Origin of the sequence: Vagococcus bubulae, assembly GCF_003950315.1 — a bacterium.
Lineage (GTDB): Bacteria > Bacillota > Bacilli > Lactobacillales > Vagococcaceae > Vagococcus > Vagococcus bubulae.
Window position 1 is genome coordinate 16,901 of record NZ_NGJT01000005.1, and the last position, 26,739, is coordinate 43,639.

A 26,739-nucleotide genomic window follows, 5' to 3' on the forward strand; every position below is an offset into this window, starting at 1 on the left:
AATTGATAGTCATTAAATATTATTTTGTATCAGTTACACCAACGTGAGACCATGGGTTACTTGTTACATCATAAGCCCAGTCAAAGTTAGTTACTTTATCACTTACTGGTAATACAGCATCTCTGAATAATGTTGGGATAACAAATGCTTCATCTGCAACATATTCTTGCCATTCTTTGAATTTCTCTGTACGGTATTTACCGTCAAATGCTTCATTAGAGTCAATTTCATTTAATAATTTAGTGTTTTCATCACTGACAAAACGAGTGTAGTTAAACGCTGCTTTAGGTCCGTATAATCCTGATTGAGATGGATCTGAACTTAATCCCCAAGCTGCTTGGTACACATCAACGTCTGGTGAATCATTTTTTAATTTATCATAGAATGATTGGAATTCAATTAAACGACCAGTTGATAATTTAACATCTAAACCAATTTCTTTCCAGCAATCCATGTAGTATTCAGCTAATGGTTGGGCAGTTTCGCCACCTGACATAGAAGCAAAGTTGATTTCTAGTTTTTCACCGTTTGGATCGCGACGGAATTCTTCGCCATCTTTTTTCTTGTATCCAGCTTCGTCTAATAATTTGTTTGCTTTGTCTTTATCTTGTTTAGAGAATCCAACTAAGCTCTTATCACTAAACTCATCAAAGATTGGTGGAATAATAGTATTAGCAGGTTGACGTAAGCCATTGTAGAATTTGTTTGCTACAGCTTCGTTATCAATAGCATAGCCCATTGCTTGACGTAATGATTTGTTTGCCATTTTAGAATCTGGGTTATAAACAGCTTCACCTTTAGCATCATCCCATTTACCTAATTTAAATCCAATATAAGTATAAGCTAAATCTTGACGTCCTAAGATTTCATATCCTTCTACATCTTTGTAGTTTGGATAGTTATCAGTTGGCATACTGAATACCATATCATATTTTTTAGCTTTCAATGATTCTACAATTGAACTAGATGGTGCAACACGCATTGTAATTTTGCTTAATTTTGGTTTTTCTCCGTAGTAGTACTCGTTTGGAGTGTATTCTACAGACTCACCTTGGTTAATTTTTTCCATTTTGTATGGTCCAAAAGTCACAATATTTTTACGTACGGCATCACTTGATTCCATCCCTTTTACTGGGATATCTTTAAAGATATGAGAAGGCATTGCGTTTTCCCAAACAGTTTCACTTGTTTGTTTCATACCTGGATTCATTTCTTTGTAAGAAATTTCGACAGTTTTATCGTCTACTTTTTTGATTCCTGAGATAGAATCAGCTTTACCATCATGGTACTCATCCATCCCAACAATGTTTTGGAAATCTGATCCGTAACGAACACCTGAATAATCTTTGTTACCAATGATTAAATATGGTTGGATAATATCGTCTGCTACTAATGGTTTACCATCTGACCATTTTGCATCTTTAGTAATTGTGATTGTAATTTTCTTACCATCAACATCGATGTCTTTTTTCGCTACCCCATCTTCTGTTGTCTCAAAGTTAGCATTACTTCTAAACAATGATTCATGAGACGGTTGCATAAATTGTAAATCATAGTTATCTTCGTAAAATGTTTCAGAGAACATTCCTTTAAACTGTGTATCCATTACAACGGCTGCTTCTAATGTTCCGCCTTCTTTGGCTTTTTCTTCATTAGAAGTTTTAATTGGGAATTTTGATACATCTTCTGTTTTTTCTGTTTTCCCACTACTTGATTTTTTGTCAGATTTTCCTCCACCACAAGCTGATAACCCAACTGTTACTGCAGCACCAAGTGCTACGACGCTAAATAATTTTTTGTACTTCATTCCTTCATCCCCCTTAGATTTTTTTATCCTAAACGTTGACGTGCATCTGCTGAACGCTTCAATGCTTGACCAACGTAGTTGATACATAACATCATGACAAGAATTAATATAGACGCTGGCGCCCATACCCAAGTCATATCTGATAAAACGACACCATTTGACGCATACCCAATCAAAGTTCCTAAACTAGGTGTTGATTGTGGTAATCCAAATCCTAAGTATGACAACGTTGTTTCAATCCCGATGTTGCCTGCAAAGTTCATCGTCAAATTTGTAATAATTAATGAGCTTAAGTTTGGCATTAACTCGCCAAACATAATCTTGAAGTCGCTTGTTCCCAGTGTTTTTGAAGCACTGATGTAATCACGACGTACCTCAGATAATGTTTTCCCTCTAAAGAGACGTGCTTTAGCTACCCAATAGAAGGCACTCATAATCATAATAAAAGAAAATACGTTATAGCTTGGAACGATTGTAACAAATACAATAATAATCATCATAATCGGTAAAATCATGATAAAGTCAACAATTCTCATGATAATACCATCAACCATACCACCATAGTACCCTGCAACAATCCCTAATCCCACACCAATGATTGATGTCAAAATAGTGATTGAAAACCCAATAACAACTGAGTTACGAGCACCAATAATTAATTGTCCAAAAACATCACGCCCACCTTCGTCGGCACCTAATAGGTAACCATCACCTGGAGCAGCGTATTTATCTAAAATACTTACTTTCATTACAGCATCTTTATCTAAGACAAGCGCTCCGATAAAAATAACTGCAAAGATAATAACTAATAACGCCAATGAAAATAATGCTAATTTATCTTTTTTAAATTCTCGAGCAATCATTTTAAAACCTGTTGGTGGAACACTAACAGCTTCTACAGTTGCTTCTTTTTTTTCTTTACTCATAGCGAGTCTCCTTTCTTAACTATTGGTTTGTTACTGAATACGAATACGAGGATCGACGATACTCATAACAATATCTGAAATTAAATTTCCGATAATTGTGACAACACCTAGTATTAATACTATGGCTGTAATAACTGAGTAGTCACGTCCATTGATTGCATCAATAAACAATTTACCAATACCTGGATAAGCAAAGGTTTGTTCAATAACAACTGACCCACTAATTAAAGCTGTAATTTCATAACTTAATTGGGCTGCTATTGGTAAAGAGGCATTTCTAAAAATATGATGTGTAAAGACTTTATTAGTCGGTACACCTTTTGCTCTTGCTGTACGAACAAAATCTAGCTGTTTTGCATCAATAACTTCATTACGTAAGTATTGAATCGTTACAGCTGTCGCAAGTAACGCTTGTGTAATCGCTGGTAAAATCATGTGATACAAGCGACTCATCATGTAAGCCATACTTCCTTTTTCTAATCCTGTTGCTACTGACCCTGTTGTTGGGAACCATTCTAAACGGTAACCAAAAACAAATAACATCAGTAACGCAAAGATAAAGATTGGAACAGCAAAACTGACAAAGTTATAAACCACAACTGCTTTATCGAACCAAGAGTTTTGGTAACGACCTGAGAATAATCCCAAAGGTAAAGCAATGGCATAAGTAATAATAACTGTTAATAATGACAAGTAAATTGTGTTCCCAACACGAGAACCAATAATATCACTTACAGGTAATTTATATAAGAAACTTTGTCCAAAGTCACCTTTAAAAGCATTCGTTATCCAATCAAAGTACTGTACGTACCAAGGATTATTTAACCCTGCTGCTTCACGCATGCGATCAATTGTCGCAGGATCCATGTTTGGATTAATTAACCCAGTAAATGGGTCACCTGGCATTGCCTTAGCAATGATAAAGATAAACAGACTCAACACAAAAATTTGTGGAATCATAAGTAACACACGTCTTAATATCGTTTTCCACATACTATTGTCCCCCTCCTTCAGTTGTTTTAACTGCTGCCTGATGAGTTGGGCTAATAGTTTTCAAGTCATACACACGACCATTTTCATCATAATACTGGCTGTATAAGTCTTGGAAATCTTGTTCCACTTTTCGACGCTCTTGTTTGTGCTTTTCACGATTTTCTACATCAATCTTAGGAATGGCAGACAGTAAGCGTTTTGTATAAATATGTTGTGGATTATTATAAATATCTTCACGTGTTCCGATTTCAACAAAACGACCATGATTCATAATCGCAATATTGTCACACATGTGTTTTACCACACCTAAATCGTGAGAGATAAATAAATAACTCAAATTATATTCTTCCTGAATACGTTTCATGAAGTTAAGTACCTGCGCTTGAACTGATAAGTCAAGAGCTGATACTGGCTCATCGGCAATGATTAATTTAGGATTTGTCGCAACAGCTCGTGCCACACCTAAACGTTGTCTTTGACCACCAGAAAACTCATGAGGGTATTTATAAAGAGCATCCGTTGGCATCCCAACGATGTCTAATAAACTTTGAACACGTTTCTTTTCTTCTTGAACAGATAAGTTTTCGAAGTTTCGAATGGGTTCAGCAATAATATCCAATACACGTTTCTTAGGATTTAAACTTGACATTGAATCTTGGAAAATCATTTGCACATCTTTATTGTAACCAATTGATTTTCTTGCTCTTTTTGAAATAACATTTGTGTTTTCAAATAAGATTTCTCCGGCTGTTGCTTTTTCAAGACCCACAATTGTTTTACCAATTGTTGATTTACCTGAACCAGACTCTCCAACTAAACCGTATGTTTTTCCTGCTTCGATTTCAAAGTCAACACCATCAACGGCATAAACATAATCAACAACTTTATTTAAAAAGCCTCCACGAATTGGGTAATGCACTTTTAAATCTTTTATTTCTATTAATCCCATTATGCGTCACCTTCTTCTCTAAAGTGGAAATGTTTGTAACATGTGCATCGAACGAAATGACCTGGTTCAACTTCATGCAACGTTGGTTGTTCCTCATGCGCATCTTCTGGTATCCAAGGAATACGAGCAGCAAATCGGCAACCTGTACGTGGCATATTTTTTAATGAAGGAACCACTCCCTCGATAACATGTAATTCAGAGTCATGTGCGTCTTCTTGTGGAATTGAGTTCAGTAACGAGCGTGTATAAGGATGTTGTGGATTAGAGAATAAAACATCAACAGGTGCTTCTTCTACAATTTGACCACCATACATAACAGCGACTCTATCTGCTGTCTCAGCTACTACACCTAAATCGTGAGTAATTAAAATAATACCGGCTTCTGTTTCCTCTTGTAAATCTCCTAATAAGTCTAAAATTTGTGCTTGAATTGTTACATCAAGTGCAGTAGTAGGCTCATCAGCAATAATAATTGGTGGTTTACAAGAAATAGCGATAGCGATGATAACACGTTGTCTCATCCCACCTGACAATTCATGTGGATATTGTTTTGCAACACGTTCAGGATTTACAATCCCTACTTGGTTTAATAACTCAATCGCACGTTCAGTCCGTTGTTTTTCATCTAAATCTGTGTGATAAAACAACGCTTCTGCAATTTGATCTCCTATACGCATCAATGGATTTAACGCTGACAATGGATCTTGGAAAATCATCCCGATATCATTTCCTCTAATCTTGTTATAAAGCGTTTCGGATAGCCCTACAAGATTTAAATCGTTGTAGATGATATCCCCAGTAATTCTAGTATTTTTTGGATCTTGTAATCCCATTATGGTCATAGCTAATGTACTTTTCCCACAACCAGATTCTCCAACAATTGCTAAAATTTCATTTTTGTCTAATGTAATTGACACGTCATCTACTGCATCATAAAAATTGTCTTTGATTCGAAATCCAGTATGTAAATTTCTCACGTCTAATAATTTGTTGTCAACAAACAATAGAATTCTCCTTTCTTATATTATTCCCGTACTGATTTTATTTATACATATAACTCTTCATTTTTAATATTATCTATATGCTTAATAGATGAAATCTATCAAGATATCTTATAATTATATTAGAAAACAGTCGATTAAGCAATAGTTTTAATAGCAATTAAATTACTTTAAGATTAAAAATAAATGGCATGTGTCTCATTATATACCATTGACCCAATAATTTAAAGTCATTTTTCTTAATTTCACAAACATTCCATATGTAAAATGTCTTTAATATCAACATTTTAACCGTTTTTTCTCAAACTAAGTAAATTTATTTTACAAAAATGGGGCATTAATAGAATTTAATGTAACTTTCTTCAATCAGCTAAACGTATCATTTAAAAATGATACGTTTTGTTTTATTAATAGAAGATAACCTGACTAATCAATCGTTTCATAAAAGTTCCCCATAATGGTTACGTTCTCGGATATACTGACAAATGCTTGTGGATCTGCTTCTTGCATAGCATGCTGCAGCATTGGAATTTGATCACGAGTCAACACTGTTAACAATACTTTTTGTTCATTATGAGAAAATGCCCCTTCTGCATCATTTAAAATCGTAATTCCTCGGCGCATCCTCGATTGTAATTCATCTACAACTGCTTGTGGCTGAGTTGTAATAATCATGACTTGCATTTTCTTTTGCTTAGTGAACACCATATCCACCACTTTTCCATTCACGAAAATGGAAAACGCACTGTAAAATGAATATGGCCAACCAAATAAATAACCTGATGTTAAAATAATGCATGCATTAAAGATTATATTTAATGACCCTACATTTCTTCCGGTTAATTTTCTAATGGTCATACTGACAATGTCTAATCCACCAGAAGATAATCCACTACGAAGAGCTAATCCTACACCTAAACCACATATTCCCCCTCCAAAAATAGCACAAATGATGGGATCAGTTGATAAAACAGTGATAGGAATGATTTGAACAAAAAAAGCCGTCATAAATACAGAAATCATCGTAAAAATGGTAAATTTTCTACTTAACATTTTCCAAGCCAGTATAAACAATGGAATGTTTAGGCAATACAACACAACCCCCATTGGTAATTCAATACCAGATGCTTTTTCAGCTAACGTCACAATAATTTGTCCTAACCCGGTAATCCCACTAGCATAAATGTGTCCTGGTCTCCAAAATAAATTTAGTGCAATAGCTTGTAAAATACCATTAACAACAGCCATCGAAACTTTTTCCATATACCCATTGTCAATCATATATTCTTTATATGTTTTTAATCTTTCCACTGATTGCGCCTCTCCTCGATTTTTTTGACTAATTAAGCGGCATGATCTTAATCTTCTATCTCAACATCTAATGATAACTCAGCTAGTTGTTCTTTTGATGCCATACTTGGTGCAGACGTCATTAAATCAGCTGCTTTACTATTTTTAGGGAAAGCAATCACTTCTCGAATATTGTCTTTTTTAGCAAGTAACATCACCAATCGATCCAATCCTAGTGCAATTCCGCCATGTGGAGGGAACCCATAATCAAGCGCATCTAAAAGGAAACCAAACTGTGATTCCGCTGACTCTTTCGTAAATCCTAGTGCTTTAAACATTTTTTCTTGTAAGTCACGTTGGTAAATTCTTAAAGAACCCCCTCCAAGTTCATACCCATTTAACACAACATCATATGCTTTGGCATAAACTTTTTCTGGTGCTGACTCTAATAATTCAATGTCACTTTCTTTTGGCATAGTAAATGGATGATGCGCCGCAACAAATCGATTTTCTTCTTCTGAGTACTCAAATAACGGCCAATCAATAATCCATAAGAAATTAAATTTATCTGGATCAATTAAATCTAACTCTTTTCCTAAACGATTTCTTAAAGCCCCTAAAGAAGCCGCAACCACTGATTCTTTGTCTGCACAGAATAATAATAAATCTCCAACTTCTGCCTCTGTCGCATTAATAATTTGTTCGCTTGAATCTACTAAGAATTTAGCGATTGGTCCTTTTAATCCATCTTCTTCAACTTTTACCCATGCTAAACCTTTAGCACCAAATTGAGATAACCATTCACCTAGTTTATCTAAGTCTTTACGTGAATACTTGCTTGCTGCTTGTTTCGCATTTAATGCTTTAACAGCGCCACCTGAGTTCAATGCATTTTGAAATACTTTAAATTCAATGTCTTTGACAGCATCTTTCATGTCAATTAGTTCCATTGCAAAACGTGTATCTGGTTTATCACTACCAAAACGAGCCATGGCATCATCATAAGTCATGCGTGGAAATGGTAATGGAATATCAATATTCATGACGTCTTTCATCACTTTATAAAGCATATTTTCAGTATATGCTTGAATATCTTCTTCGGTTAAGAAACTTGTTTCGATATCCACTTGTGTAAATTCTGGTTGGCGATCACCACGTAAGTCCTCATCTCTAAAGCAACGAACGATCTGATAGTAACGATCAATCCCTGCACCCATTAATAGCTGTTTCGTTGTTTGAGGTGATTGTGGTAACGCATAAAAATGTCCTGGATGTACACGAGAAGGCACTAAATAATCTCTTGCTCCTTCAGGTGTTGATTTATTTAAATAAGGTGTCTCAACATCTAAAAAACCATTAGCATTTAAAAATTCACGAATCGTTTGTGTGACATGATGTCTTAATTTTAAATTATTTAACATCGACGGACGTCTAATATCCATATAACGATATTTCATACGAACATCATCACTAATTGTTTGATCATCTTCAATTACAAATGGTGGTGTTTTCGCTTCATTGTATACAACAATATCTTCAGCGATAATTTCAATTTTCCCTGTTTTCATGCGAGAATTAACTGCTGAACCTGTACGTTCAACCACTTTTCCTTTTACACCAATCACATATTCACTTCGACATGAATCAGCAATATCCAACGCTTCTTTTGACACTTCTGGATTAAAGACAACCTGTACAATGCCTTCTCTGTCTCTTAAATCAATAAAAATCAATCCACCTAAGTCACGGCGCTTTTGCACCCAACCTTTTACTACAACTTCTTGGCCTAAATCTTTTTCTGATACTAGTCCACAATATGTTGTTCTTTCTTGCATGTTATCTATCTCCTTTTAAATTAATCATTCATAAAAAAAAGCCCTTGTTATATTATCATAACAAGGACGAATAATTGCTTACACGTGGTACCACCTATTTTTTAAAAAGTTCAAAAACTTTTTTCTCTAAACGAGATAACGCTCGTTAGCGGGGTATCTTACTACCCATCTCCAGAGTGTCAGTCCTTTTTAATGAATGATTTCACCAAGTTCATTCTCTCTTTTAAGAAAAAAAGGCACGTCTCTTTCATCGATACTCTACTTTAAAATACTAAAAATTGTACAAAAAGTCAAGATATAATAGGTTAACTCACTACTCATCTTTCCATTTTTTTGCTATAATATTCTTTATTAATAAACCAACGAGGTAAACCATGTGAAAAACACAAACTCAATAAAACGTACGATAAAAATGTTAATTATCAATATCTTAGTTATCGCTCTTGTTTTTATCGGATTCTATTATATGCGAGGCAATAGCCAAATCGCAACCGTTGGAACAACTGCTTTAAACGTCAGAGAAAAACCCGATGCCTTCTCTACTGTTATCACACAAGTTCATAAAGAAGACAAAGTCACTATCTCTGATCAGAAAAATAACTGGTTCAAAATACAAACAGCAGATAAAACAGTTGGCTGGGTACCAGATTGGTTACTTTTTGATGGAACAAGTGGACCCTATACTAATCTTAGTGCTTTAATATCTAAACGAAACATCGAACTAAAAAAAGAGAATTCTGAAAATAGTAAAACCATTAAAACACTGAAAAAAAATGAACATGTTAATGCCACTCTTGAGTTAAATGGTTGGGTGAGGATTTATAGTGATGGGGATTATGGATGGGTGCCAAACGACTGCTTAACTATCCAAAAAAATCGCCCAAACAAATACAAAGAGAATCAAGCACTTCATGTTGCTACTACTGCTGCTTTTTTAATGAGTGACAATTCAACTTCTAGTAAAAAAGGAAACTTATTAAAATATGGCGATTCTCTTACTTATGTATCTGAAACCGAAAATGGTTGGATGAAAGTTAAAACAAAAGACGGAAAATCTGGTTTCCTTAATTCCTGGCAAGTCACGTCTAGAAAAATATCTAGCAAAGAGAACAAACCTGGTATTCCAATGCCAGAGTTTACCATTATGTTAGATCCAGGTCACGGTGGAGATGATCCAGGTGCTCAAACAACAGATGGCAACACTCTTGAAAAAGATGTTACTTTAAAAACAGCCTTAGCTGTTAGAAAAGAATTACAGTCTCATGGATTTAATGTTTTAATGACTCATGATACAGATAAATTTGTTTCTCTAACAGATATTGGAAAAATTAGTTCTTCTAGTCAAGCAAATGCGTTTATTAGTTTCCACTATGATTCTAGCGCACAACCAAATACCGCTTCTGGAACCACAACATTTTACAGAAAAGATGGCAGTAAAATGTTAGCTCAATCCATCAATGATAGTATTGCCAATATTTTACCACTGGATAATAGAGGCTTTGGAAAACAAGATTACCAAGTTCTAAGAGAAAATTCGAAACCAGCTGTTTTACTTGAACTGGGATATATTAATAATGATTTTGATGCTTCTTATATTACGAATAAAAAATACCATCAAAAAATCGGTGAAGCTGTGTATGATGGCCTCATGCATTATATAGAAGAAAAAAGTAGCCAAGGTGCTGAAAACTAAAAAAGTATCAACCAACAAATGACTTGTTGGTTGATACTTTTTTATTGAACGGTTACTGTGACTGTTCGTCTTCCCCACTGTAAACATTCTGCTACTGTATTAAAATGAACATCAATAATATTTCCTTTAATTGCACCACCTGTGTCTCCAGCAATAGCAAACCCATATCCTGACACTTCTACTAATGAGTTTAATGGAATCACACTTGGATCAACTGCAATAACACGAGAATTTTGTCTTAAATCAATTCCTGTTGCTGTATAAGGAGTTAATCCTGCTTCACTATATGAATACGCTGTTGATTGCATAGTTAAAACCCGTCCATTACCACTTGACGCTGGTTTATCTGTAGATACAGGAGTTATACTTGCGGAATTATTAGCTTCCGTCTTATTACTATCTGTTGCCTGAGCTGTCGCATTAGATGCAGTTGTTGTATTTTCTTTTGTTGCTTCTTTAGCCTCTTGTGCTTTTTTAGCTAATTCTTTTTCTTTGGCTGCTTGTGCTTCTTTTATGACACGTTCTTCCGATAACTTTTTCAATGTTGCTTCGTTATCAGCCAGTTCTTTTTTCAAATCATTTACTTGTGCTTCTAATGCCACTTTATCTGCCTCTACTCTAGATTGTTTCTCAGATAAAATTTGTTGGTCCATTACTAATTCTTCTCTTAATTTTTCCAACTTTTCTGTATCTGTTTCTAATGTATCAATTTTAGACTTTTCAGCTGTTTGTAAAACGGACATCGCATAAGCTCGACTAATCAAATCTGACACGCTGTTCGCATTTAACAGTGTATCAACCATTGTTGTACTCTTTTCGTTGGTTTGGATAGTTTTCATACGAGAAGCTATCATCTCTTTGCGTTTATCCATGCTACGTTTTGTTTTTTCAATTTGTTGTTGTGTAGACAATATCTTTGTTTCGGTATCGACTACCTCTGATTTTAATTCTTCTAAAGCTTTATAATTTTTATTCACATTATCAAGCGCACTATCGATTTTTTGACTAATCTCAACGCTTTGTTTTTTGACTTCATCTTCACTTGTTGCTGCAAATAACGACACTGGCATGCTCGTTAACATCACTAAGCACAATAAACCAGTTACGGCTTTTTTATAATTCAACAATCGCCAACACCTTTCATTTAATAACGTTCACTTTTTATCTTTCCTAATTATACAAGAACGACACATACTTAATATGACAATCTCTTTACAAATTGTTACAAATTAAGGTATTCTATTATACAAATGTAATAGTGAGGAGTAATTTTATGACAAACATCTATTTTGCAAGCCCATTATTTTCTAACATGGAGAAACATTACAATGCATCTTTAGTCAAACAAATTAGAAAAACTTATCCTGACGTTTCTGTGTATTTACCTCAAGAACAAATGGAAATCAACAATAAAGAAAGTTATGCAGACTCAAAAATGATTGCCACCTATGATACAAAAGCCTTACTAGACAGTCAATTAATGATTGCTATACTCGACGGTGTCAGCATTGATGTCGGCGTAGCTTCTGAAATCGGTGTGGCCTACCAAGCAGGTATTCCTATTCTTGGATTGTTCACCGATAGTAGACAGCAAGGTTCTGATAACCAACAAAAAATAACAGCATTAAAAGACGTAGCAGAATCTCAATTTCCTTATGTTAACCTTTACACTGTGGGGTTGATTAAATTAAACGGACAAGTAGTCAATACTGAGGAAGCACTTTTAGACACCATTCAAACCTATATTTAACATTAGCGAACATCTTATCCATCGTTTTGGTATAGGTTGTTCGCTAAAATCATGTTAACCTATTAAAAGAAAGGATGTGACCCCATTGTCAGTATTTTCTTATGCGAAAAAATATAAAAAACAACTTATTTTAGGCCCAACATTTAAACTAATGGAAGCGATATTTGAATTAACGCTACCTTTATTTATGGCTTATTTGATTGATTCTGGTATTCGAGAAAAAAATATGTCCGTTGTCTACTCTGCAACCCTGTATATGTTAGGTTTATCTGTATTAGGATTAGCCTGTGTTTTAATTTGCCAGTATTATGCTTCTGTTGCCTCTCAAGGATTCGGAACTGAATTAAGGCTTGCAGTTGTCAAAAAAATCACGCAATTTTCTCACACAGAAATAGATGAATTTGGACCTGATACTTTTTTAACTCGAACCATAAACGACGTTAACCAACTACAACTCGCTTTAGCGATGTTAATACGGTTAGTGATACGCGCACCCTTTTTAAGTATCGGCTCAATCGTCATGGCTTTTACGATTAACCCTTCAATGGGATTTATTTTCTTATTAACCGTTCCTATTTTTTCATTTATTCTATACCTTTTAATGAGCAAAACAGTTCCTAAATATAAACAAGTTTTAACAACGATAGATGAATTAAATACTGTCACAAGTGAACAATTAACTGGCGTTAAAGTCATTCGCGCTTTTGGTAATGAATCATTGATGGAAGAAAAATCAAATCGCGTCAGTGAGCGACTTGCCGATCGTTATTTGGATATGACCAAACTATCCGCTTTAATGTCTCCTTTAACCCTTTTTATAACAAACATTATCATTGCTTTAATCTTATGGGTTGGAGATATTAATGTTTCTATTGGAAACTTACAAACCGGTGATATTGTGGCTTTAATTAATTATATGTTGCAATTATTAGCTGCTTTGATTGTTGTAGCGAATTTAGTGACTATTTTTGTTCGAGCTTTTTCCGCCAAAAATCGGGTAGAAGAGTTACTCAATACAACACCAAGCATTCCCACACATAAAGCCAATCAATTACTTACTTTTCAAGCTGATATAACCCTTGCATTTGATCAGGTGTCATTTCACTATCCTGATACAACACAAAATGTGTTACAAAACATTCATTTTGACTTAAAAAAAGGACAACAATTAGGGATTGTCGGACCAACAGGGAGTGGAAAAACAACATTAGTGGAGTTGATTCAAAAATTCTACTTGCCATCAACAGGTAATATTTTATTAGATAACCAAAATATCCTTGATCTAACCACTGGTGATATTAAACAATCTATTCGATATGTTTCCCAAAAAAGTGTCATTTTTTCTGGAACAATTAAAAGCAACTTAACGATGGGATTTCCTAATGCTACTGAAGAAGAGTGTTGGACCGCTTTAAAATGGGCTGACTGCTTAGAATTTGTGGATGATTTGAATATGCCCACTGCTGAAAATGGTACAAATTTCTCAGGTGGACAACGTCAACGATTAGCAATTGCTCGTGCTTTAATCAGTCGTCCTGCTATTTTAATATTGGATGATTCATTAAGTGCCCTTGACTATAAAACAGATTTGACTATTCGACAAACACTTGCCTCTTTAACTTTTATTAAAAATAGCATTATTATTTCTCAACGTATTTCATCGGTTAAAGAATCAGATCACCTTTTAGTTTTAAATCAAGGAACCCTTGTCGCTCAAGGAACTCATGCAGAACTTATGGATGAATCACCTTTCTATCAACAAATTGTCGCGTCTCAATCAAAGGAGGAGGAATAACAAATGTTTAAACAAATGATAACTAAATTTTCTCCTTACTTACATCCATTTAAAAAAGCCATTTTGCTGAATGCTCTATTAAGTATCTTTTATGGACTATCAAGCGTGTTGGTTACCATGTACATCGGAAAAGCGATTGATAGCATGAGTCAAACAAATAAACATGACTTAACAAGAAACATCATGATGATTGTATTTCTTACGTTTGTGTCTGCTCTTAGTTTTTACTTTTTGCAACGTATCAGTCAATACATTGCATACACTTCAATGAAACAAGTCAGAAAAGAAGCCTATCATAAATTAAACAACTTACCTATGAATTATTTTGATACACACTCTCATGGTGATACAATGAATCGTTTTAGTACAGATTTAGATTATATTTCTGAAGCATTGCTTGCTTTATTTAACCAGCTATTTCCAAGTATCACGATTATTATCGTCGCACTAGGCATTATGCTTTCTTTAAATGTCATGCTAACTGGCATTGTTTTACTGATTACGTTAGGAATGTTTGGCGTCAATGTCGCGATTGTAAAAAAAGGACAACCTTATTTCAATACACAGCAACAAATACTAGGAGAGATGTCTGGTTATATTAACGAACAATTCAATCAATTAAAAACAATCAAATCTTATGAATACGAAGAAACAGTGATTCAACAGTTTCAACAAATGAATGAGTCCCTTCAATATACAGGACAAAAAGCGCAATTCATCTCTTCTTTAACCAATCCTTTATCACGTTTTATCGATCATATTGGTTATTTGCTGATTGGTTTTGTGAGTGGCATCCTTATCTTACAATTTCCACTTCCACTATCACTTGGTATTTTGTCCAGTTTTATCATCTATTCTGGACAGTTTTCTAAACCCTTGATTGAACTATCTAGTATTACTACTCAGCTACAAACCGCTGTCTCTAGTACCAAACGGATTAACGATCTACTTAATGAAACTGAAGAAAAAACAGGTACGCAACCGATGACAGACACTTTTTCTCCAAAAGGATATGTCACCTTTTCTCATGTTTATTTTTCTTATCAGGCAGAAAATCCTTTAATTGAAGATTTTAATTTAGAAGTCAAACCTGGACAGACTGTCGCGATTGTAGGAAAAACTGGTGCTGGAAAATCAACATTAGTTAATCTCTTAATGAACTTCTATCCACTTGATAAAGGGGAAATCACAATAGATTCCATTCCCATTACTAATCTGTCTAATCATGAATTACGACAATCTTTTGGAATGGTTCTTCAAGAGACGTGGCTTTTCCAAGGAACGATTTGGGAGAATCTTATTTTTGGTAATCCTAATGCAACGAAAGAACATGTCATCCATGCTTGTAAAGAAGCAAATATCTATTACTTTATTGAGCAATTACCAAATGGATTTCAAACACTTTTAGGTAAATCTGGCGTCTTACTATCTGAAGGCCAAAAACAACTATTTACCATTGCCAGAACCATGATTAGTCAGCCTCCTATGCTTATCTTAGATGAAGCAACAAGCTCAATTGATACACTAACTGAACAACATATTCAAACAGCCTTCAACAAAATGATGCAAGGTAAAACAAGTTTTATCATTGCTCATAGATTATCAACGATAAAAAAAGCGGATATTATCCTTGTCATGGATAAAGGAAAAATCATTGAAACAGGAACACACAATGACCTATTAAACAAACAGAATGGCGCCTACTCTAGTTTGTATCATTCTCAATTTAGCCATTAAAAAAACACATACTCTAGATATTAGCTACTTTCTAAGCTTAAACTAGAGTATGTGTGTTTATTTTACAGATTTCATGTTTGCTTCAATTTTCTTTACTGAATCAAGAGCCAACATCAACCCAATCGTTTCTGGTTCACTTGATTTTTCAAATACAGTGATTTCATAAGCATCACCTAATCCTGTCCAACGATTACGGACTTTTGATACTTTACGATAACCTGACATAACATCAAAATCCATTGACCACCAATCATCGTATACTTCAAAATTTTCACTGGTTATTTTAAAAGACATCATTGATAAAGATTCTGACTGTTCTACTGTAAACATAATTCGTTCATTTACAATAACATCTAAACATGGCAATGTTGTGCCGACATGTTTTTCAACACGCGCAATCTCTTCTTGTTTGGTATTAGATACACGATAACAAGTTAAACCATTGTCATTAAAACTGTCAACAGAATAGACTTTATCTCCATTTCTCGTAATAATTTCTTTTTGGTTTTCATTAGTATAATCTTCTTTTAACATAAATAGTTGACGCATAAACGCACACCTCTTTAATAGTTTATTATACCAATCAAACGATTCCCCATACCTAACTGTCACTCTTTTTTGTTAAACCAGTGCTAAAATTTCTGATAAATTATCAACTTTTTTAGTATAGATTTTATCTGTCGTCTCAGCTCCATTACTAAGCCATATGGAATCAATTCCCACACGTTTAGCTCCCTCAATATCTGATGACAAGCTATCACCAATCATCACGGCAGTTGATAAATCTATAATTCTAGCATCATTAAAAATATAATCAAAGAAACGAACATCGGGTTTTTCAAATCCAACTTCCTCAGAAATATACAACTCATCGAATAAATCTGTCATGTTTGCACTAGCTAGACGTTTGCGTTGTGTCTGACCAACACCATTTGTTCCAGCAAAAATGGTATAACCTTGCGATTTTAGTTGAGTTAATAAACTCATTGCCCCATTTATGACATCATTTCTCTCTTCAAGAAAACCTCGATACTGTTTATCAACTAATACACCATCAACAACAATATTGTTTGCTAAAAAGAATCGTTTAAAACGCTCCTTTAAAACAACATCCTTACTGATTTTACCATCTTCTAACTGCTCCCACAAGTCATGATTGATTTCTTTATATTGATTAAATGTGTTTTCATTAAAAACCACACCATAAGTAGCAAATACTTTTTGTAGTGCGTAGTATTCAGAGCGGCTAAAATCGAGCAACGTATTATCTATATCAAATATAATATATTGGTATTTTTTCATGTATACCCTCCTTTTTTTCTACCTATCATACTTTATAACATAAAAAAAAGCAGTGTGTCCATATACACTCTGCTTTTTGTATGATTTTTTTATGAAGCAAATTTAACCAATTGCTTTTGTATGACTTTTACATTTGCTAACCAATAAGTCCCTACAACATGAATCACTAATAAAATAAGTGAACTCACAATACGACTTGGAATATTGGCAACAATCCCTGGACCATACATTAAGTATAACCAAAATGTATTCATCCCTAAATTTACTACAATTGTCACAATCACATTGACTGTGATAATTCGTTTTAATGTCATCTCTTTTTTATAATAGAATAATCCATATAAAAATGCTGATAAAAAGGCTGACAACGTAAACCCTGGGAAAAATCCTGCTGTTACTGGAAATAAGGTGATTCCAATAAAATCAGCTAAGGCATTTCCTATTCCTGCCACAAGTGGCGAGAACATCATACACATCAAAACAACCGCAATAAACGTAAAACTAATACGAACAAACGGTGTTTGAATTGAAATAAATCGTGTTAACACGATTTGCAATCCCATTAATACTCCCATCAATGCGATTGACTTTGGCGTAAAATCATTTTTGCTCATCCTAGCATCTCCTTTTATTTAGAGTTGCTACATCCATTATGCAGCGAATGCAGAAATAAGGCCGCAAGTACTCCACTTGTACTTTTCGTCCACTAAGCAACATCCCATCCTAGTGGCACTTGACGCTATATTTCCTACTCTGTTATTTGTTTTACATTCGTACTATATCATAATGGAAAAAAATTACAATAAAGACTATCTCAGTCAAATTTCCGCCAAATTCTCTAATTCTTTAAAAAGTAATATCGCTGTACTTTTATTTGTTGCTAGAGGGATTTCATAGACATCACTTAGACGAATCAACGCAGTCACGTCTGGTTCATGTGGTTGGGCTGTTAATGGATCTCTTAAAAAAATGATCATATCCATCTCTCCTTCTGAAACGCGTGCGCCTATTTGTTGGTCTCCCCCTAAAGGTCCTGATTTAAATCGATGAACGTTTAGATCCGTTGCTTCTTGAATACGAAGTCCTGTTGTACCCGTGGCAAATAATTCATGTGTACTCAATACTTCCTCAAATTTTTTTGTTAATTCGACCATCTCTTGTTTCTTTTTATCATGTGCTATCAGTGCTATTTTCATCTTTTCCTCTCCCTTTCGTCATATTGCCCAAAAATATAGGCATGTTTACATTGTAAGCGTATTACTAAATTCATTATACTGTATTTAATAAAACAAATGAAAGAAGGAAATACACTATGGTAGAAATTGCTTTAAAACACATTTATAAAAAATATGATGGCAACCCTAATTATTCTGTTACAGATTTTAATTTACATATTGAAGACCGTGAATTTATCGTGTTTGTTGGCCCTTCTGGTTGTGGTAAATCAACAACATTACGTATGGTTGCAGGTCTTGAAGATATTTCAGAAGGTGAACTTTGGATTGGTGATAAATTAGTCAATGACGTTGCGCCAAAAGACCGTGATATTGCCATGGTTTTCCAGAACTATGCTTTGTATCCTCATATGACTGTCTATGATAATATGGCATTTGGTTTAAAACTTCGTAAATATGACAAAGAAGAAATCAGAAAACGTGTCGAAAATGCTGGTGAAATTCTTGGTTTAACAGATTACTTACAAAGAAAACCCGCAGCTTTATCTGGTGGACAACGACAACGTGTGGCATTAGGTCGTGCGATTGTTCGTGATGCGAAAGTATTCTTGATGGATGAACCTTTATCAAACTTAGATGCAAAACTACGCGTGGCAATGCGTGCAGAAATCGCGAAGCTTCACCGTCGTTTAGAAACAACCACTATTTACGTTACCCACGACCAAACTGAAGCGATGACTATGGCTGATCGCATTGTTATTATGAAAGATGGTTTTATCCAACAGATTGGGACACCAAAAGAAGTATATGACACACCAAACAATGTGTTTGTCGCTGGATTCATCGGCTCTCCTGCTATGAACATATTTAACGTTGAATTAACAGAAGATGGTCATATCACTGATGGTCATGATTTAAACGTTCAGTTGCCTGAAGGAAAATTCAAAATTTTACGTGAACAAGGATACGTTAACAAACCATTAATTTTTGGTATTCGTCCTGAAGATATTCATAGTGAAATTTTAGCAAAAGAAGCATCACCTAATAGTATTGTAAAATCTGAAGTTGTTGTATCAGAGTTACTTGGTGCTGAAACGATGCTTTACACTAAAACTGGCGAAACAGAGTTCATCTCAAAAGTTGATGCTAGATCAACTTATCGTCCAGGAGAAGTCATTGAGTTGGCTTTCAACTTAAACAAAGCTCACTTCTTTGATCCTCAAACAGAACAAGTTATTAGATAATACATAATAAAGACCAAATTTTCTATCAAATGAAAATTTGGTCTTTTATTTATTTATTTTTTGCTGCTAAATAAACTGGAAATGAAAATCTTGTCCCTATTTTTTGAGCAATCATATACGCAATAGAAAAATCAATCAAACTATGGATAAATCCACCCAATCCTACTAACACAATGACTGACTGGAAGAATCCCATTGTATAACTTGCTTCACCTAATCCATCTGTCATAAAAAATACTGTCACAATCAGTGTTTCAAATAAAGCATGTACTAATCCTAAAACAATATTAAATACCATCATTTTTTTAGGTGAATGTATGATAGTAGGTCTTTTTTGTAAATACAATGCACCAAAAAAAGCAAAAATCACATGAGATAAGGCTCTCATCCCAATAATAAAAGGTGTTGTCATAAAGAAACCAAATGCTGTCCCTAATGCCACAAGCACTGCAACTAATGGAGAAACGAACATTGCTAGCATGACTGGTACATGGCTCGCTAAAGTATAAGACGCAGGTCCTATCACAATTCTTACTGGCATAACCATTGGAATAACAATCCCCAACGCAATTAAAAAGGCTGCATAAGTCATATTTAATACCGAATTATTTTTCATTTTTTATTTTCACTCCGTTTATCATTTATTTATATGATAAACAATGCACAAATTTTTGTCAATGAACAATTAATCCATTATATCTATTTTTTATTCGTGATTAACACGTTTGATAATTTCCCAAATTCTGCAATGCTTAATGTCTCACCACGACGTTTTGGGTCTATGTCACTCTCTTCTAACGATTTTTCTAACCACTGTTTTGTTTGGTCATCTTTTCCAAAATGACTCGTTAAATTGTTCCATAACGTTTTACGACGTTGTGTAAACGAAGCACGTGTTAATTCAAAGAAAAATGCTTCATCTATCACGTCAACAATCGGCGTTTCTCTTTTTTCTAACTTAATAATCGCTGAATCCACATTGGGTTGTGGCACAAAAGCTGTTTTTGGTACAATAAATGCGAGTTTTGCTTCCATATAAAATTGGACAGCAATTGATAACGAGCCGTAAGCTTTCGTTGAAGGTTTTGCAGTCATTCTATCTGCTACTTCTTTTTGCATCATAACAACCATCGCGGTGATATCTAATGGTGACATTAATAGATGCATCATGATTGGTGTGGTGATATAGTAAGGCAAATTAGCAACGACTTTGATGGGTTGTTCTTCATCAAATACTTTTTTGGCTTCTGCCACAACATCAGCTTTTAAAATATCTTCATTTACGACCGTAATATTATCATAAGGTGATAGCGTATCTTCTAAAACTGGGATTAAACGTTGGTCAATTTCAAAAGCGAGAACTTTTCCGGCATTTCTTGCCAAATGTTCTGTTAAAGCACCAATACCTGGACCAATTTCAATCACACCATCTTCTTTTGACAAGTCTCCTGCTTCGGCAATTTTTCTTAAAATATTAGGTTCTGTTAAAAAATTTTGTCCTAAACTCTTTTTAAATGAGAAACCATGTTTTTTTAGTATTTCTTTCGTTCGACTAGGTGTTGCTATGTCTTTGTATTCATTCATTCGTTTCACCTTCTATTATCTCTTTCATTGCCTCTAAGAATTTTTCTTTTGTTATTTGAAACATACTTAATCGTTTTTTTAATTGTTTTCCATTTGTATAGCCGATATTAAGTAACTCACCAAGTTTTTCTCGTCTAACTCTCGAGCCATTTCCGGCTATTAACCCAAATTGAATTAAATCTTCAATCGCTATCTCAGAATCAAATATGTCTGTTGTTGGTGTGGAAACAGCTTTTAATGCTTGTATGATGGCTTCATTACTGGCATGTTCTACTCCTAAACTACCATGTTTCTTTTTAGGGACACCTTTTTCTCTAGTAATAAAAGCATGTTTAGCCTCAGGCACGACTGCCATGATTTGTTTACGAATTTTTTCACCTGGAAAGTCAGGATCAGTAAACACAATCACACCCCGTACACGTTGAGCGTGTTTAATTTTATCCAGCGTTTCGTTATTTAACGCCGAACCATTTGTTTCTATCGTGTCAACATTTAACACTTGTTGTAAACGCTTCGTATCATCTTTTCCTTCTACTACCACAATTTCTGATATTTTTTCTTTAGTCATTTTCATCCAACCTAAATAATCGATGCGCATTTTTTGTGGTTTCTTTTGCCAATGTTTGATAAGGTAAATCTCTTAATTCGGAAATTTTATCCACGACATAATGTGTATAGCCAGGCTCATTACGTTTTCCACGATAAGGAACAGGTGCTAAATACGGTGCATCTGTTTCCACTAATAATTTATCCATTGGGACAATTTTTGCTGCCTCTTGAACTTCTATCGTCTTCTTAAACGTCACAACGCCACTAAATGAAATATGCATCCCTAAATCTAAAAAACGTTTCGCCCACTCGCTATCGCCACCAAAACTATGCATGATGCCGCCGATATCTTGGATGCCTTCAGATTTTAAAATTTTGTAAGTATCTTCCATCGCATCTCTTGTATGGATACTAATTGGTAAATTCATCTCTTTAGCAATCGCAATTTGGCGACGAAAAACTTTTTCTTGTACATTAGGTTCGTCATTCATCCAATAATAATCTAATCCTATTTCCCCTAATGCTACGACACGAGGATGCGTTAATTTTTCTTGTAAGTCTTTTTCAATGTCTTTTGTATACCTTCCAGCTTCAGTTGGATGCCATCCAATAATACTATGGATAAATGGATACTGTTCACTTAATTCTAATGAACGTTCAATCGTTGGTGTATCAAATCCTACTACTGCCATTTCAGTCACACCCAATTGTTCTGCTCGTTCAATCACTTCTTGATAATCATCATTAAATTGTTCTGCATTTAAATGTGTATGTGTATCAAAAATCATAGTCTTCACTCCTATCACGATGATTTTAACATAAAAAGAGATTGAAAAAGACCACTTTTCCAATCTCTTTAAAAATTTCTATCCAACGATACTGCCGTTTTCTGCTCCCTTAGGTGCTTCAACAACATATAATTTACCATCTGAATTTTCAGCTGATAAAATCATCCCTTGACTAATATGTCCTCGGATTTTTCTTGGTTTCAAGTTAGCTACAATCACTACTTTTTTACCAATTAAATCCATTGGTTCTGGGTAAAATTCTGCAATGCCGGATAAGATTTGACGATTTCCTTTGTCGCCAGCGTCTAATCTAAACTGCAATAATTTATCTGCCCCTTTGACTTTTTGGCAATCTAAAATTTCAGCCACTTTAAGTTCGACTTCATCAAATGTTTCAAATTTTACTTCTTTGTCTTTTACTGATACTAACTCAACGTCTTCTGGCTTCCATTCTTCTTCTTTTGTTTGTTGATTCATACTTTGAGCCATTTGCTCTTTAATATAAGCAACTTCTTCTTCAACATCTAAACGTGGGAAGATTGGTGTTCCTTTGCTGACAACTTTAGTACCAGAAGGAAACTCTCCAAAACGAATATCAATCATAGAAACTGTTTCAACATCTAATCCTAATTGACTAAATATCTCTTTTGGTGCTTGCGTCATAATTGGTTGCAATAAGATAGCAGAAATACGTAAACTTTCAGCTAAATGAACCATGACACTGTTTAATTCTGTTTGTTTTTCTTCGTCTTTTGCTAAATTCCATGGTTCCGTTTCATCAATATATTTATTGGCACGAGAAATCAGACGCCATACTTCACTTAACGCAATGTTAAATTCTAATTTTTCCATCGCTTTGTTGTATTTACCAATAACATCTGCGGCTGTTGTTGACAATTCACTATCAAAGTCCGTTACTTGAGACGCGTAATTTGGCACAACTCCATCGCAATATTTATTAATCATCGCAATCGTACGATTTAATAAGTTTCCTAAATCATTAGCCAAATCATAATTAACACGTGCAACAAAATCTTCTGGTGTAAACACACCATCTGAACCAAACGGAATCGCACGCATCAAATAATAACGTAATGCATCTAATCCATAGCGTCGTACTAACATTTCAGGGTAAACCACATTCCCTTTTGATTTAGACATTTTACCATCTTGCATTACTAACCAACCATGAGCAAAAATTTGTTTTGGTAATGGTAAATCAAGTGCCATTAACATAATTGGCCAATAAATCGTGTGGAAACGAACAATTTCTTTACCAACCATATGGACATCTGCTGGCCAATATTTTTTAAAGTTACTATCATCATCTGTGCCATAACCCAATGCTGTAATATAGTTTGATAACGCATCGATCCACACATAAACCACATGCTTCGGATCACTTTCAACAGGGATTCCCCATTTGAAAGACGTACGACTCACAGCTAAATCTTCTAAACCTGGTTTAATAAAGTTATTGATCATTTCATTTTTACGAGAAACAGGTTCAATAAACTCTGGATGTTCTTCATAATATTCTAACAAACGGTCTGCATATTTACTCATTTTAAAGAAATAACTTTGCTCTTTAACCAATTCAACTTCATGACCACTTGGTGCAAGACCACCTATTACTTTTCCATCTTCATCTTTGAAGACTTCTGCTAATTGATTCTCAGTAAAATATTCCTCATCTGAAACAGAATACCAACCTTCATACTCACCTAAATAAATATCGCCTTGATCAACTAAACGTTGGAATATCTTTTGAACAGATTTTTTATGAGAAGGATCAGTTGTACGGATAAATTTCGTGTAATCAATATCCAATAATTTCCATAACTTTTTAACATCCGTCGCCATCTCGTCAACGTATTCTTGAGGTTCAACGCCTAATTCTTCGGCTTTTTGTTCAATTTTTTGACCATGCTCATCAAGCCCTGTTAAATAAAAGACATCAAACCCTTTCATTCGTTTGTAACGAGCCATAGCATCACATGCTATTGTTGTATATGAGCTTCCTATATGTAATTTCCCACTTGGGTAATAAATCGGAGTGGTGATATAAAAAGTTTTTTTATCTTCCACTGTTCATCCTCCTTTAAGTCACTTTGAATAAAGTCTAGTGACATATAATCACCGTTCATTATAGCATATTTCAATAAAAAAAATCATCCTAAGCAAAAAATTCAAACTGTCTAGTCTACTTATTTGTTATTGATTAGATAATTTTCGGCAAGCTTGATAAATTGGTATAAGTGATAGATAGGTTTCTAAAATAGTATCATATAATTCTTGTGATGTTTTTTCTGTAAATGCTTGTTTCAACATCACACGGCCCACTTGAAATTCTCCTTTTTTAACCTCTTTCCATCTGGTTAAATCTTTAATAACTTGTTCTTTTTCTAATGCATGGTAATTATTTTTTGTATGGTCTGTGTTTACAACAAAATCATTTGGCAATGACTCAAACCACTCGAGATGATCTAAACATGTTTGTGCCATCAAAACTTCATTTTGTGGGTTATCAATAAATGATAACCATACAACCACATATTCTGGCGTAATGCCTAACTGAAAATGAGGGAATTTTTTATAACCTCTTTTATTTCCACCCATTGCGCTCCATGTAAAATCAGGTGCATTTGTAGTTCGTCGTCTGTGTTGTGCTATATGTATAGGTAATTTTTCACCTAGCAAAGGTTCTAACTCTTCAACTACTTTCTCATCAATCGATTGAAAAACAGGTTGAATTTTTTCACGAACCCCAATCATTCGATTGTCTAAACCTTCTATATCAAATACTTCAAAACAAGCTTCATTAAACATTAACATATATCGACTCCTCAATAATTTTATCCACGAAAAAGTGGTCTAAATAGATTACTTTTAATCTATCAGACCACTTTTGTTCTGTCTATTTATTTGTTGTTGGGTACTTAATTTTAGTTAAGATATCAAACAAGTCTTTTGTTGATCTGTTTTCAATATCTTTTACGATTTCTTTTAATTTTTCAGCCAATACTGGATCAATATATCCTTTTGTTAAACGATCAAATTTATCGACTGAGTCTTCCCAAGTAAATGGTCGACAAGGCATACCTGGATAATTGCTTACCTCATGAGTTGTAACAGTACCATCCATTTGTGTAATGGTAATACGTGCACAAAAATCTTTTGGATAACGTTTTGTGAAATCAGCATCTGGTTTCACAATGACTTTTTGAAGAAGTGTTTGAACATCAGGTTTTATAATACGTGATTCTTCAAACTGTGGTTGCATCACTTGTCCATCTAACACGGCAACGGCTAACAAATAAGGTAGAGAATGATCAGCTTGTTCTTTTGTTGTGATTGCTGCATCAGCATTACCATATAATCCACCACCAGAAAAATCATAAGTAATTTGCGGCACATCAGCTTCAATGGATTTTATATTTTCTGATTGAATAGGTGTTTTAGCTAATAATTCTAAAATACATTCTATAGCTGATTGTGTATGAATCATTGCAACAAATTTTTTAATGGTTGATTGTGGCACACCTTCATAGTTTTCATGTTCCCAATCAATATCAATTGGTTGACCTAGTAAATGTTCAATTCCTTGAGGTTCTTCTACAATAGCTAGAGGACCTTCTACCCCTCTTTTAGCTAAATACAATGCATTAAAAGCACCTAGTGTTGATTGAGCAGAGGCTAGACCTTTCCATTCTGATAATGGTTTAGAACGAATACCAGCAAAAGATGCATCACTTGATGCTGCCATAGCAATCGCATTAGCAATTGTTTCACTATCTAAGCCTAACAATTTACCTGACGCTGCAGTAACTGAAAAAGCTAACTGTGCCGTATGGTCAAACCCTCTTGTCATAAAATTAGCTTTTTCAACTAATAATGTTTGAATTGTCCAACCAATAGCAACTCCTAACATTAAATCTTTACCGCTTGAATTTGCAATGGAAGCTGCCGTTAAAATTCCACCAAAATTATCTGCTGTATGTGCGGTTTCTTTTGGGGCAAGAATATTATCCATCGCATCAACATAACGAACAAGAGCTGTATGCCAAAATGCAGCAAAGACTGGGTTTGATGTTCCACCCGCAATAAGAGGTGCTATACCGCTTGGTGAAAATTCTCTTACTTGATCATGACAAGCATTAACCGGACCTGCTCCTAAAGCAGCTATTTGACAGCCTAAAGAATCCAAAATATGTACAGGAATTTGTTTTTTTGATTCATCAGATAAATCCTCGAATTTAGCACGAGTCGCATAATTGGCAATACGTTCAATTTTAGTTAATGTCATAATATATTTCCTCTT

At 34.4% G+C, this 26,739-nt stretch carries 24 protein-coding genes and 1 riboswitch; of the genes, 5 read left to right on the forward strand and 19 right to left on the reverse strand.

Annotated features, from left to right (window positions below; translation table 11 throughout):
* Positions 1 to 19 precede the first annotated feature (19 nt).
* From CBF36_RS03930 to aspS, 7 genes are all read right to left on the reverse strand, one after another.
* Positions 20 to 1,807, reverse strand: a complete 1,788-nt coding sequence (locus CBF36_RS03930) for an oligopeptide ABC transporter substrate-binding protein (RefSeq protein ID WP_125956817.1) — start codon at positions 1,805 to 1,807, stop codon at positions 20 to 22.
* Positions 1,808 to 1,830: 23 nt separating this feature from the next.
* Positions 1,831 to 2,733, reverse strand: a complete 903-nt coding sequence (locus CBF36_RS03935) for an ABC transporter permease (RefSeq protein ID WP_125956818.1) — start codon at positions 2,731 to 2,733, stop codon at positions 1,831 to 1,833.
* A 30-nt stretch (positions 2,734 to 2,763) separates the two neighbouring features.
* Positions 2,764 to 3,726 (reverse strand): oligopeptide ABC transporter permease, encoded by a 963-nt coding sequence (gene opp4B / locus CBF36_RS03940; RefSeq protein WP_125956820.1) that lies wholly within the window; start codon positions 3,724 to 3,726, stop codon positions 2,764 to 2,766.
* A gap of 1 nt (position 3,727) precedes the next feature.
* Positions 3,728 to 4,678 (reverse strand): ATP-binding cassette domain-containing protein, encoded by a 951-nt coding sequence (locus CBF36_RS03945; protein WP_125956822.1) that lies wholly within the window; start codon positions 4,676 to 4,678, stop codon positions 3,728 to 3,730.
* Positions 4,675 to 5,679: an ABC transporter ATP-binding protein gene (locus CBF36_RS03950; protein WP_125956824.1), complete on the reverse strand. Its 1,005-nt coding sequence runs from the start codon at positions 5,677 to 5,679 to the stop codon at positions 4,675 to 4,677. The genes CBF36_RS03945 and CBF36_RS03950 overlap by 4 nt, the downstream gene beginning before the upstream one ends.
* A 423-nt stretch (positions 5,680 to 6,102) precedes the next feature.
* Entirely contained in the window at positions 6,103 to 6,957 is an 855-nt protein-coding gene (locus CBF36_RS03955; RefSeq protein WP_125956965.1) for a YitT family protein, read from the reverse strand.
* A gap of 77 nt (positions 6,958 to 7,034) precedes the next feature.
* Entirely contained in the window at positions 7,035 to 8,801 is a 1,767-nt protein-coding gene (gene aspS / locus CBF36_RS03960; RefSeq protein ID WP_125956825.1) for an aspartate--tRNA ligase, read from the reverse strand.
* Between the two features lie 376 nt (positions 8,802 to 9,177).
* On the opposite strand from aspS, the gene CBF36_RS03965 reads away from it, so the two are divergent.
* On the forward strand, positions 9,178 to 10,494 hold the full coding sequence (locus tag CBF36_RS03965) for an N-acetylmuramoyl-L-alanine amidase family protein (RefSeq protein WP_125956827.1): 1,317 nt from the start codon (positions 9,178 to 9,180) through the stop codon (positions 10,492 to 10,494).
* 41 nt (positions 10,495 to 10,535) lie between these two features.
* Here the strand turns inward: CBF36_RS03965 and CBF36_RS03970 are convergent, their stop codons facing one another.
* Positions 10,536 to 11,618 carry a 3D domain-containing protein gene (locus CBF36_RS03970; RefSeq protein ID WP_125956829.1) on the reverse strand — a complete coding sequence of 361 codons (1,083 nt, stop codon included), beginning with the start codon at positions 11,616 to 11,618 and terminating at the stop codon, positions 10,536 to 10,538.
* 149 nt (positions 11,619 to 11,767) lie between these two features.
* Here CBF36_RS03970 and CBF36_RS03975 point away from each other — a divergent pair, with 149 nt between their 5' ends.
* The 3 genes from CBF36_RS03975 (at position 11,768) to CBF36_RS03985 (ending at position 15,776) form a co-directional block, all read left to right on the forward strand.
* Positions 11,768 to 12,244, forward strand: a complete 477-nt coding sequence (locus tag CBF36_RS03975) for a nucleoside 2-deoxyribosyltransferase (protein WP_125956831.1) — start codon at positions 11,768 to 11,770, stop codon at positions 12,242 to 12,244.
* An 85-nt stretch (positions 12,245 to 12,329) separates the two neighbouring features.
* Positions 12,330 to 14,039, forward strand: a complete 1,710-nt coding sequence (locus CBF36_RS03980) for an ABC transporter ATP-binding protein (RefSeq protein WP_276330746.1) — start codon at positions 12,330 to 12,332, stop codon at positions 14,037 to 14,039.
* A gap of 3 nt (positions 14,040 to 14,042) precedes the next feature.
* Positions 14,043 to 15,776: an ABC transporter ATP-binding protein gene (locus CBF36_RS03985; RefSeq protein WP_125956833.1), complete on the forward strand. Its 1,734-nt coding sequence runs from the start codon at positions 14,043 to 14,045 to the stop codon at positions 15,774 to 15,776.
* Between the two features lie 57 nt (positions 15,777 to 15,833).
* Here the strand turns inward: CBF36_RS03985 and CBF36_RS03990 are convergent, their stop codons facing one another.
* The 4 genes from CBF36_RS03990 to CBF36_RS04005 all read right to left on the reverse strand — a co-directional run bounded on the left by CBF36_RS03990 (position 15,834) and on the right by CBF36_RS04005 (position 18,274).
* Complete coding sequence (locus CBF36_RS03990; RefSeq protein ID WP_125956835.1) at positions 15,834 to 16,325, reverse strand: LURP-one-related family protein; 492 nt, start codon at positions 16,323 to 16,325, stop codon at positions 15,834 to 15,836.
* Positions 16,326 to 16,397: 72 nt separating this feature from the next.
* Positions 16,398 to 17,078 (reverse strand): YjjG family noncanonical pyrimidine nucleotidase, encoded by a 681-nt coding sequence (locus CBF36_RS03995; protein ID WP_125956837.1) that lies wholly within the window; start codon positions 17,076 to 17,078, stop codon positions 16,398 to 16,400.
* An 89-nt stretch (positions 17,079 to 17,167) separates the two neighbouring features.
* Positions 17,168 to 17,692: a folate family ECF transporter S component gene (locus tag CBF36_RS04000; protein WP_125956839.1), complete on the reverse strand. Its 525-nt coding sequence runs from the start codon at positions 17,690 to 17,692 to the stop codon at positions 17,168 to 17,170.
* 39 nt (positions 17,693 to 17,731) lie between these two features.
* A riboswitch (THF riboswitch) is annotated at positions 17,732 to 17,836 on the reverse strand.
* A gap of 60 nt (positions 17,837 to 17,896) precedes the next feature.
* Positions 17,897 to 18,274, reverse strand: a complete 378-nt coding sequence (locus CBF36_RS04005) for a methylglyoxal synthase (RefSeq protein ID WP_125956841.1) — start codon at positions 18,272 to 18,274, stop codon at positions 17,897 to 17,899.
* A gap of 116 nt (positions 18,275 to 18,390) precedes the next feature.
* On the opposite strand from CBF36_RS04005, the gene CBF36_RS04010 reads away from it, so the two are divergent.
* The gene (locus tag CBF36_RS04010; protein WP_117973577.1) at positions 18,391 to 19,497 is read left to right on the forward strand and encodes an ABC transporter ATP-binding protein; all 1,107 of its coding nucleotides are present in this window, start codon (positions 18,391 to 18,393) and stop codon (positions 19,495 to 19,497) included.
* 49 nt (positions 19,498 to 19,546) lie between these two features.
* Here the strand turns inward: CBF36_RS04010 and CBF36_RS04015 are convergent, their stop codons facing one another.
* From CBF36_RS04015 to CBF36_RS04045, 7 genes are all read right to left on the reverse strand, one after another.
* Positions 19,547 to 20,113: a hypothetical protein gene (locus CBF36_RS04015; RefSeq protein ID WP_125956842.1), complete on the reverse strand. Its 567-nt coding sequence runs from the start codon at positions 20,111 to 20,113 to the stop codon at positions 19,547 to 19,549.
* 83 nt (positions 20,114 to 20,196) lie between these two features.
* Positions 20,197 to 21,081, reverse strand: a complete 885-nt coding sequence (rsmA, locus tag CBF36_RS04020) for a 16S rRNA (adenine(1518)-N(6)/adenine(1519)-N(6))-dimethyltransferase RsmA (protein ID WP_125956844.1) — start codon at positions 21,079 to 21,081, stop codon at positions 20,197 to 20,199.
* The gene (rnmV, locus tag CBF36_RS04025) at positions 21,074 to 21,649 is read right to left on the reverse strand and encodes a ribonuclease M5 (protein WP_125956845.1); all 576 of its coding nucleotides are present in this window, start codon (positions 21,647 to 21,649) and stop codon (positions 21,074 to 21,076) included. Before rnmV ends, rsmA begins: the two co-directional genes overlap by 8 nt.
* Positions 21,642 to 22,418, reverse strand: a complete 777-nt coding sequence (locus CBF36_RS04030; protein WP_125956847.1) for a TatD family hydrolase — start codon at positions 22,416 to 22,418, stop codon at positions 21,642 to 21,644. Before CBF36_RS04030 ends, rnmV begins: the two co-directional genes overlap by 8 nt.
* Before the next feature lie 78 nt (positions 22,419 to 22,496).
* Complete coding sequence (gene metG / locus CBF36_RS04035; protein ID WP_125956848.1) at positions 22,497 to 24,506, reverse strand: methionine--tRNA ligase; 2,010 nt, start codon at positions 24,504 to 24,506, stop codon at positions 22,497 to 22,499.
* Positions 24,507 to 24,632: 126 nt separating this feature from the next.
* Positions 24,633 to 25,253, reverse strand: a complete 621-nt coding sequence (locus CBF36_RS04040; RefSeq protein ID WP_243637970.1) for a DUF1054 family protein — start codon at positions 25,251 to 25,253, stop codon at positions 24,633 to 24,635.
* Positions 25,254 to 25,335: 82 nt separating this feature from the next.
* Complete coding sequence (locus CBF36_RS04045; protein WP_125956850.1) at positions 25,336 to 26,724, reverse strand: MmgE/PrpD family protein; 1,389 nt, start codon at positions 26,722 to 26,724, stop codon at positions 25,336 to 25,338.
* Between the last annotated feature and the right edge of the window lie 15 nt (positions 26,725 to 26,739).